The organism is Aeromonas sp. QDB68 (assembly GCF_027707405.1).
Taxonomy (GTDB): domain Bacteria; phylum Pseudomonadota; class Gammaproteobacteria; order Enterobacterales; family Aeromonadaceae; genus Aeromonas; species Aeromonas caviae.
Genome location: NZ_JAPCIQ010000116.1, coordinates 1 through 9,218, shown reverse-complemented (window position 1 = coordinate 9,218; position 9,218 = coordinate 1). Strand labels below are relative to the sequence as shown.

The window sequence follows — 9,218 nt, the reverse complement described above, 5'->3', positions numbered from 1 at the left end:
GGCAGAGAAAATCCAAGCAAAACAACACGTTAGACGGTATTATTAATTCGCTTGCCGCTTAAGGTTCTGTACATGAGAGGCCTTTGAGGTCGTCAACGTCATAGCCGCCTTGGGTGCGGAAAGCGAGATCCTGATACTTGCCGATGGTGGTATCCAGCTCGGATAAGATGCCGCGATAGTCGATAAGCAGACCAAATTTCTTCTTCGGGTGCAGCCGGTTGACCCGCGCAATCGCCTGGATCAGGTTGTGCTCTTTGAGTGGCTTGTCGATATAGAGCACTGTGTTCTTTGGTTCATCGAAGCCGGTCAGCAACTTGTCCACCACGACCAGCAACTTGAGAGGATCATTCTCATCGGCAAAACGCTCGATAAGCGCCTTGGAATACACCTGCTCATCCTGAGTGCCGACATTCTCCTTCCACCACTGAGTGACCAGCGGGGTGGTCGATTCATCGACCTCGGTGTTGCCTTCCCGGCTGTCGGGCGGACTCATCACCACCGCCGACTCGAACAGCCCCGCCTCGTCGAGGTACTTTTTATAGAGCACCGCCGATGCCTTGCTATCGCAGGCCAGCTGGCCCTTGAGCCCCTCGACAATGTGGTTTGAAAAGTGACTGGCGATATCGAACGCAATCAGCTTGATGCGATCCTCCGCGCTGTAGATCTCGCCCTTGCGGGCAAATTTGCGTTTCAGATCGGCCTGTTGCTGCTCGTTTAACCCCAGGGTGATACGCTCAAACCAGCTGTCGATGGCCCGCTCGTTGACCTCCAGGTCGGGGATGCGCTCCTCATAGAGCAGCGGCGTCACCGTCTTGTCCTCGACCGCCCGCTGCATGGTGTAGGCATGGACGATGGGGCCAAACTTGTTGGTGGTCTTGTCATCCTTGAGCAGCGGCGTGCCGGTAAAGGCAACAAAGGCAGCGTTGGGCAGCGCCTGCTTCATGCGGATATGGTTCTCGCCCCCCTGGCTGCGGTGGCCCTCATCGATCAGCACGATGAGATCCGGGCTCTTGTTGATGCATTCCGGCAACTTGGTGGCTGAGTTGAACTTCTGAATAAGCGAGAAGATGATCCGCTCGCTGCCCTTACCGATCTGCTCGGCCAACCGCTTGCCTGAAGTGGCCATGGCCGCTTCTTTGTCTTTCTTGCCCGCGAGTTCACCGCTGGAGGCAAAGGTCTTGCTGAGCTGGCTCTCCAGATCCACCCGGTCGGTCACCACCAGCAGGCGACACTGTTTCAAACTGTCATGCAGGATCAGCGCCTTGCTGAGGAACACCATGGTGAACGACTTGCCCGAACCAGTGGTGTGCCAGATCACCCCACCTTCTCTCCCGCCATCGGGACGTTTTTGGTTGATACGCTCGATCAACCGCTTGATGCCAAACACCTGCTGGTAGCGGGCGACTATCTTGCCCGCCTTCTTGTCAAACAGGGTGAACAGGCGGGTCATCTCCAGCAGCCGCTCCGGGGAAAGCAGGCTGATGAGCAGCCGATCCTGATCACTGACCGCCAGCTCGCCAGCCGCAACTAGGGACTGATACCAGCCCAGATCGGCGGCGGGCCGGTGGCTAAACAGGGCAGAGCGTTGTTCGGATGAGAGCGGCTGATTCTTGATGGCTGTCATCTCACCATCGCCGATGTCTTCCTCACGCCAGGCGGCCCAGAACTTCTCCGGCGTACCGCAGGTGCCATATCGCCCTTCGATGCCATTGATGGAGAGCAGTAACTGGCTGTAGGCAAACAGCAGCGGGATCTCATCCGGGCGCTGGTTGCGCAGGCTCTGGGAGATCCCTTCCTTGATGGTCGGCCCTTTTTTGGCGTTGCCATCCGGGCGCTTGGCCTCGATCACCACCAAGGGCAAGCCATTGACGAAGCAGACGATATCCGGGCGACGCGACTCGATGCCGCCTGCGCGGGTAACCCGAAACTCTTCGGTGAAGGTGAAGCGGTTATTGTGCGGGTTGTGCCAATCAATAAGGGGGATGGTTGGGCTCACCTTCTTGCCATCAACAAACTCGGTGACCGACATGCCATAGAGCAAGTGGTTATAGAGCCGCTCGTTGGCCGCCTGCAACCCTTCATTCAGGGCCGGGCTGCACAGCTCGCTGACCAGATTGTCCACTGACTTAGGGGAAAGCGGATAGGTTTTGCCCGCAAACACAAAGGTGCGCTCGGCCAGTACGCTGCGCAGTTGTTGGCGCAGCACCACCTGATCGAACTTGTTATCCCGTGCCGCCAGCGTCTGTTCAGGGGAGAAGAAAGACCAGCCCAACTGGGTCAGCAGGGTCAGGGCTGGGATCTTGGCGCTGTACTCTTCTTGAAATTTCGGCAAGGCCTTCATAACGGGGATGCCTCAAACTGGTTGTCAATTTTTTGCTGAAAGCCGATCAACTCATGAATGGTACTCGTCGTCGGGTTATACACCCACTCATGGTCAAAGAGGCGCTTTAGCCGCTGAACCATATAAGCAGAGCCGACCACCAGAGAGTAAAAGCGGTTACCCTTACCACGCTGTTGCTCGATATTTGCCAGGGTCTCCGGTGGCAGATCCGCCATGATGAAGTCAGAAATCATCAACAGGTCGGCCTTTTGGTAGGTCTCTGCGGCCATGGTTTTCAACGCATGGCCAAGGGCTGGTGCCGCATCAGTACCACCATGAAACGACATTTTCAGAAAGTCGATTATCGACGCAAGGCCCCATTTTCCACTCAACTCCAAGGTCCTGATACCCGTAGAGAAGTTAATCAGGTAACAGGGGCGTTGCTCCTCTCTCGCTTTGGTTGCCAGAAATAGCGTCATCGCTTTGGCGATCGTCTCGGGCGCCCCGCTCATCGAGCCACTGGTATCAACGCAGAGGATCATGGGGCCGCGCTTCTCCTCTTCGTTGACCGGCCTCTCCTCTTCTCGTTCAACATGCAGATGTTGAGTCTGCATACCTGCCATATCAAAGCTCATCAGTCGTGACTCGACGAACTTCAAATCAAACAGCAATGCGGTCTCGTCATCAGCCAACAGGGCTTTCTCGCTGGGCAATACATGCTCCAGATCTCGTCCCAACCTAATACCCACTATCTCCTCTCGGGAGTTGATATCGGGCAGACAGAGATCCAGAACGTGGTTGACCTTCACCCGCTCAATCTTTTCGGAGAGTTCAATCTGCCGGATCTTGCCGAGCAAGTCGCATAACGCATGCAACCCCTTGTCGTTTGCCAGATAGCTTGCCCACTTCTGGAACTGGGCCAGATCTTGGGCAGAGAGCTGGCCACTGGAGAGATCAACCAGTCGCCCCGGATCCAGCCCCAACGCTTCAAGCAGCGGTTGCAACTGCTGCAACAGCTTGAGCATGCTCTCCAATCGTTCCATTAACTGGCGACGCAGCTGCTCGATCCTGGCCAGCTCCCAACTATTGCGGGCTTTATCCAGCACCTTTTGCCATTCAGTAGCCAGCAGTTGGCAACTGACGACCTTATCCGCACTCGGCGGCTCCGCGTCCTGAGCGAAACTATCGGCAACCTGCTTTTGCCAAAATGGCGGGTCCACCGGGTGCTGGCTGGCTTTACAGAGCGCGAGATAATCCTTCACCGCCCCTTGAAAAGAGGCTTTGGATATATCGCCAAGCGCACTCTCTCTTCGCCAATGGTTCAGCTTGTGGGCATGCTCAGCGAATGGACACTCGTTGGTCAACGCTGCCTCAGTATCTCTCTTCCACTCCTCGATGTGCTGCGAGACCTGGCTGGTCAGCGAGCTGGAGTGAGCCAGCAATCCACCATAGCTGTCGCGGAGTTCTTTTTGAGCGAGATGCGAAGCACTCTCCACCTGGCTTATTTGCATAAGGCTTCCAGCCGTTCACAATCTTTGATACGCAATTTGAGCCGAGCAATCTGCTCGGTAATGCCATCAATAGCCAATGCGCTCTGCTGGGCAGGAACGAAAATGGATGCCAATTTTTTCTCATAGCCTTGGCACTGTTTTTCTATCTTATTCAGAGTGTCTATAAGCTGTTCTCTGGTTTTTGCCACCGACTCAGCCAATGAGGTGATAAGCCGCTTGTTAATATTTGGTTTCTTGTCACCTTTATGGAAGAGAACTTCTGGTTTGAAATTAAAACTGCCATATCGGCTCTTCATTGATATCCGACAAGTACCCTGGCCATCAAATTGACAGACAATATAATTTAGTTCATTACCCGTTTCACTTGTCGGGTGGAATTCATGTGTGTTCTTAAGGTTATCCAATGGAATAAAAATGTAAGAACCAATCCTAGTATTATCAAAGTCGTTCTTCACTTTGAAAAAAGCGTGCCCATTAATAATCTGTGTATCGTAAATATCAGTGGCACTGAAAAGTTCATTATGGATCTCTTTCTCCAATGATTCTTTTTCGGCATCAATCTGCGCGAGATTAATACCACTGTCAAAACCGGTATCCTTAACGGCTTGCTCGACGATATCGTTAACGGCAAGACGGTTCTCTTCATGGGTCCACAAGCAGTGCCGCAATAGCAAGGCATCACTGTGATTGGTTTCGCTGCGGCCATTAAAGAGGGCAGCGGCCTTGAGCAGTTGGGTCGCCCGCTGCCAGCGGCGGTCGGAAACATAGACCTTCAGTTTGTCATATTTGGTGGCGAGTTCACTGCGGATCAGGCGAATAATGGTCAGGGTTTCCGGTGACAAACTCACCTCATGCAGTTGCTCTCGCCATTTAGCCCACTCATCGGCCTTCACAATAAGCGAGTCATCAACCCTGATGGCCGCCTCGGTCGGTTTGCACGCCAGCAATCGTTCAAAATTATCAGACTGCTCAATGGGCCCGACCATCAGGCGGATGATAAAGCGATCATAGAGCGCATCCAGCCCCTGATTGGCATCGGGCGTTTCATTTGATGCAGCCACCAAGGCTTTCAGTGGGGCCTGCTCGATCTGTTCGCCGTTGCGAAAGGTGTGCTCATTGATAAGTGTCAGCAGGGTATTGAGGATCGCCGGGCTCGATTTCCATATCTCGTCCAGAAACGCGAAATCGGCCTGGGGCAGATAATGCTCGGTTTTACGAACATACCGATCCTCTTTGAGTGCCTTGATCGAGATGGGGCCAAAGACCTCCTCGGGGGTACTGAACCGGTTCATCAGGTACTCGAAGTAGGCCGGATTGGCAAAGGCACAGGCGATGCGACGGGAGATCAGGCTTTTGGCCGTGCCGGGTGGGCCGTAAAGAAAGGTATTCTGACCACACAAGGCACCCAGCAGTGCCACCGAGATCACCTCCTCCCGCTCAAACATCCCTTCACATACCGCGTTGACCAGCCGTTCCATCCGTTGTTGTAATTTCATGTTTATCCCTAACTGACTGTTTATCTTATTTAATTTTTATGGTGATGCGATGCAACCAAGGCTCGCCATTCGCCTGGCCGTCACCCTCACTGAGGGTACGGGCCGAGCGCCTGATCAGTGCAAACAGCACTGCTTGTACTTCTTGCCGCTACCACAGGGGCAGGGCTCATTGCGCCCGACCTTGGCAGGGGCCTTGGCCGGTTTCACCGATGGCGCCGCGACAGGCCCCCTGTTTGGCCCCCGTTGTACGAGAAAATAGGCGTGCAATTTCAACGCGGCAGGGCCCACTTCGGCCACGCTCTGCTGATGTTCCGGCAGCGACAGGCTGGCAAGCAGTGGCAATTGGTCATCGCTGCCATGCAGGCGGATCACCTCAAGCCAGGTATCCAGCTCCTCTGGCAGTGCTGGCCAGTTCCCCAGCGCCATGCCACGCAGATAGCCAAAGCACCACTCTTCGGCGTTGCAGATCTCTTGTTCTTCGAAAAGATTGACCATCAACACAGGGATAAAGTGCTCGGGCTGATAACAGAGGGTATGGGCCAGAATATTCATATGGCCCATGATAAGGTCCAGCGCCCGTTTCATCTCCCGCTCGGACGACCACTCGGGGGGCATGCCGCCCCAGAGTGCCGGCCACCACTGGCTCGGCGATACCAGCTTGGGGCCGGAAAGCACGGCGGTCAGAAAGCCGTCGAGTGCCGACAGACTCAGCATCGAATCGTCGTTGCCATACTCCATCAGCCGCTGCTCCAGCCACTCAACGTCAGCCTCGGTCATGGGGTGAAGGGTCACTTTTTTCATGCTGCCTCCTCGACCTTGACCCGCCGTTTACCGGTCAGCAGTTGTTGCATCAGGGCCTGTTTTTCTTGCTTTAAGGCGTCGAGTTTTTGTTGCAGGGTGGTAATTTCTTGATCGGCAGTGGTCAGTACGGCGGCTATTTTTTGTTGCTCGCCAAAATTAGGCACCTTAATCTTCAGATTTTTTATGTCATCACTATTTATTGACTCGAAGGTACTTCCTTGGGAAAGAGAGCCCCACTTAGGTTCAAACCAAAGGAGAAATTGATAAATAAAGCTTTGGTCAAAATTAGGTTTGGCATGCAATGCGGCAATTCCTCGCCCAATGCAAGCTTTATGCTCAGATATAGCGACAGTTCCAACTGGGGCGCGAACACTAAGTAATATGTCGCCAATTTCACACTCTTTTGTGATTTCAGAAGTAAAAACTCTTGGGGCCGATATGCGATTTTTTATATCTGCATTTCCTTGAAGTAAAGGAAGACCAACTCCATTCTCGTTGTATGCTTCAGATTTAGGTGATGAGCCCATCACTATTACAGTCACATGAGACAAATGGTACGACTTCCACTCCCCACTAAACCCCACACCATTGTTATCCAGCAGGCGCTTTTTTCCGGTGAGTAGTTGTTGCATCAGCGATTTTTTCTGCTGCTGGCTATTGGCCAGCAGTTGCTCGGTGGTGCTGATCGCCTTATCCCAAGTGGAGAGAATTTTGGCGATTTTATTTTGTTCTGGCAGTGAATCAGGAACCAAAATACATTGTGATTCAAATGTGGTTTTGTTAATTATTGGAACTGCTTGGGTTCCTGCTAATTTTGCAATATATGCAGCTCTCAACTCCAACTGATAATATACATAATCATCGTCGTAATCTGGCTTGGGGATCACAACATTAATTTGCTGATTTGTTGCTAGCGTGCATCCCGCAAGCCCTATTTTTCCGATTGTTGAGCCAATGCAAGTGAAAAGCGTAGCACCTGCTCTTACACTTCTTGCTTTTTCCATTCCTTGGGAGGATAAACTCTTAATACTAGAGTTTATCAATTTATGCGCACCTAAATCAGCTGGAGATACAAAAGGATATTTCCCATTGTAATACTCAGGGTTGCTGGTTGGTGGAGTATTTCCTGTTACGACAGCACCGACATCAGAAATTAACTTCTGAGACCACCCCTTAGGCAGGGCGAGAGCGTGAACATATTGTTAAATTGACTTCAATTCAGCCAGCCCTGCATCCAATACCTTTTCCAGATATGGGCTGCTCATGCCCGCAAATTGCTGCTTCTTCCGCAAGCTTGCCTTACGGCTGGTTTCGGCTCGCAGCATGTTTTGCGCCATGTGTCGTGCACAGGCCAATATTTGAGGGGCATCACCTCGATATATCTGGCAGGCATCCTCATTCATCACGACATCCAGAACCCAGTGCAGGCTATTTTCAATTGCCCAGTGCCCTCGTACCGCTGAAGCAAACTGCTCTGGTGTCAGTTCAGCCGAGCTGATGTAGTAGCGATACTCCATCGAAAATTTTTCCATATTTTCAATTCGATAGGATATTGCGACACCGACAGTCTTCAGCGATTTCCACTCTGGAAATTGCTCTGATAGTGCTCCGGCTGGTAACACATGGTACTCGCGGCCATCGATGCGACCGTGCTCTTTCTCGACACTGAGCGTTTCTTCACTCAGCGGCTTCTTGGTCGACTCGGCCAGAGCTGCGCGTACTGCATTATGCAGTGTGGGCTGGTTACCTTTTACCGCCAGCAAGTAGTCGCCACCGCCCTTGACTATGGTTGAGGCTATTCCAGTCTGGCAGCCCATGGCATCGATGGATACCAGGCAGCCTTTTATATCGAGGAGTGCCAGTAATTCAGGAATGGCGGTGATTTCGTTAGATTTCTCATCTGTTTTGACTTGCCCGAGCACCAGACGATTCTCAGCGGCAAAGGCACTGACCATATGAATGGTAGACTGACGACTGTCTCGGTCGTAAGAGCTGCGTAAGGTCTTGCCGTCAATGGCAATCAGCTCACCATCGGTACGTTCTGATGTTGCTTGCATCCAGCGGACGAAGGCGTTCTGGAATTGCTCCGGTTGAATACGGGAGATGATCCTGGCTATGGTGTCGTGAACAGGTAATCCGTTATGAAACAATCCATTACGCTGAAACCATTCCAGATGTGCCTCGCCGAAAAGCTCGATATCTTCCCAACCTTGAGCTCCACCAATAGCAGCACAGACGGTGAGAAAAACCACATCGAAGAAGGGGTACGCGATTTTGGTTGTCTGACGAGGGTCTTCAAGTTCGGAGAAGAATTGGGTAAATGCCGCTTGATGGTTCATGACGAAACTCCCGTAAAAGAGAGTATAAGATCACACCCTGTTCGGTCGGTCAAATCCTCGTGCCCTGCTTAAAAAACGTTCGCGATCTTGCCCTGACCCCTTAGGCACCATAACCCAACTCCTCCAGATACTTGGCCATCTCGATTTCCAGCTCGGCCAGCTGGGTTTTCAGTTGTTCGCGCTCGGCCCGCACCGCCAGCAGATCGATCTCCTCCTCTTCTTCGAAGGTATCCACATAGCGGGGGATATTGAGGTTGTAGTCGTTCTCCTTGATCTCTTTGAGCGAGGCAAGGTAGGCGTATTTATCGACATTGCCGCCGTTGCGATAGGTAGCGACAATCTTGGCGATATTGTCCGCGCTTAACAGGTTCTGGTTTTTACCCGCCTTGAACTCGCGGCTAGCATCGATAAACAGCACATTGTCATCCACCTTCTGCTTTTTAAAGATCAGGATGGCGGCGGGGATGCCGGTGCCATAGAAGAGCTTCTCTGGCAGGCCGATCACCGCATCGAGCAGGTTCTCGTCGATTAGCTGCTGACGGATCTTGCCCTCGCTGGAACCCCGGAACAGCACGCCGTGGGGCACCACTACCCCCATGCGGCCAGTCTTGGGCTTAAGGGTTTCAATCATATGGAGGATAAAGGCGTAATCCCCCTTGGTTTTGGGCGGCAGCCCGCGCTTGAAGCGACCGAACTTATCGTTCCCCGCTTCCTCATAACCCCATTTATCCAGCGAAAAGGGCGGGTTGGC

Annotated in this window: 7 protein-coding genes; all 7 read right to left on the bottom strand. The window is 52.7% G+C overall.

Going from position 1 to position 9,218, the window contains the following annotated elements:
• Positions 1 to 58 precede the first annotated feature (58 nt).
• Entirely contained in the window at positions 59 to 2,332 is a 2,274-nt protein-coding gene (locus PG892_RS20055) for a type I restriction endonuclease subunit R (RefSeq protein WP_270825762.1), read from the bottom strand.
• Between the two features lie 5 nt (positions 2,333 to 2,337).
• Complete coding sequence (locus PG892_RS20050) at positions 2,338 to 3,831, bottom strand: VWA domain-containing protein (protein WP_270825761.1); 1,494 nt, start codon at positions 3,829 to 3,831, stop codon at positions 2,338 to 2,340.
• Positions 3,822 to 5,327, bottom strand: a complete 1,506-nt coding sequence (locus PG892_RS20045; protein ID WP_270825760.1) for an AAA family ATPase — start codon at positions 5,325 to 5,327, stop codon at positions 3,822 to 3,824. Before PG892_RS20045 ends, PG892_RS20050 begins: the two co-directional genes overlap by 10 nt.
• A 114-nt stretch (positions 5,328 to 5,441) precedes the next feature.
• Positions 5,442 to 6,128: a UPF0149 family protein gene (locus PG892_RS20040; protein WP_270825759.1), complete on the bottom strand. Its 687-nt coding sequence runs from the start codon at positions 6,126 to 6,128 to the stop codon at positions 5,442 to 5,444.
• Complete coding sequence (locus tag PG892_RS20035; protein WP_270825763.1) at positions 6,125 to 7,309, bottom strand: restriction endonuclease subunit S; 1,185 nt, start codon at positions 7,307 to 7,309, stop codon at positions 6,125 to 6,127. Before PG892_RS20035 ends, PG892_RS20040 begins: the two co-directional genes overlap by 4 nt.
• Positions 7,310 to 7,330: 21 nt before the next feature.
• Positions 7,331 to 8,467 carry an ISAs1 family transposase gene (locus tag PG892_RS20030; protein WP_069785125.1) on the bottom strand — a complete coding sequence of 379 codons (1,137 nt, stop codon included), beginning with the start codon at positions 8,465 to 8,467 and terminating at the stop codon, positions 7,331 to 7,333.
• A gap of 100 nt (positions 8,468 to 8,567) precedes the next feature.
• A partial coding sequence (locus PG892_RS20025) for an N-6 DNA methylase (RefSeq protein ID WP_270825758.1) occupies positions 8,568 to 9,218 on the bottom strand: 651 nt, incomplete at its 5' end.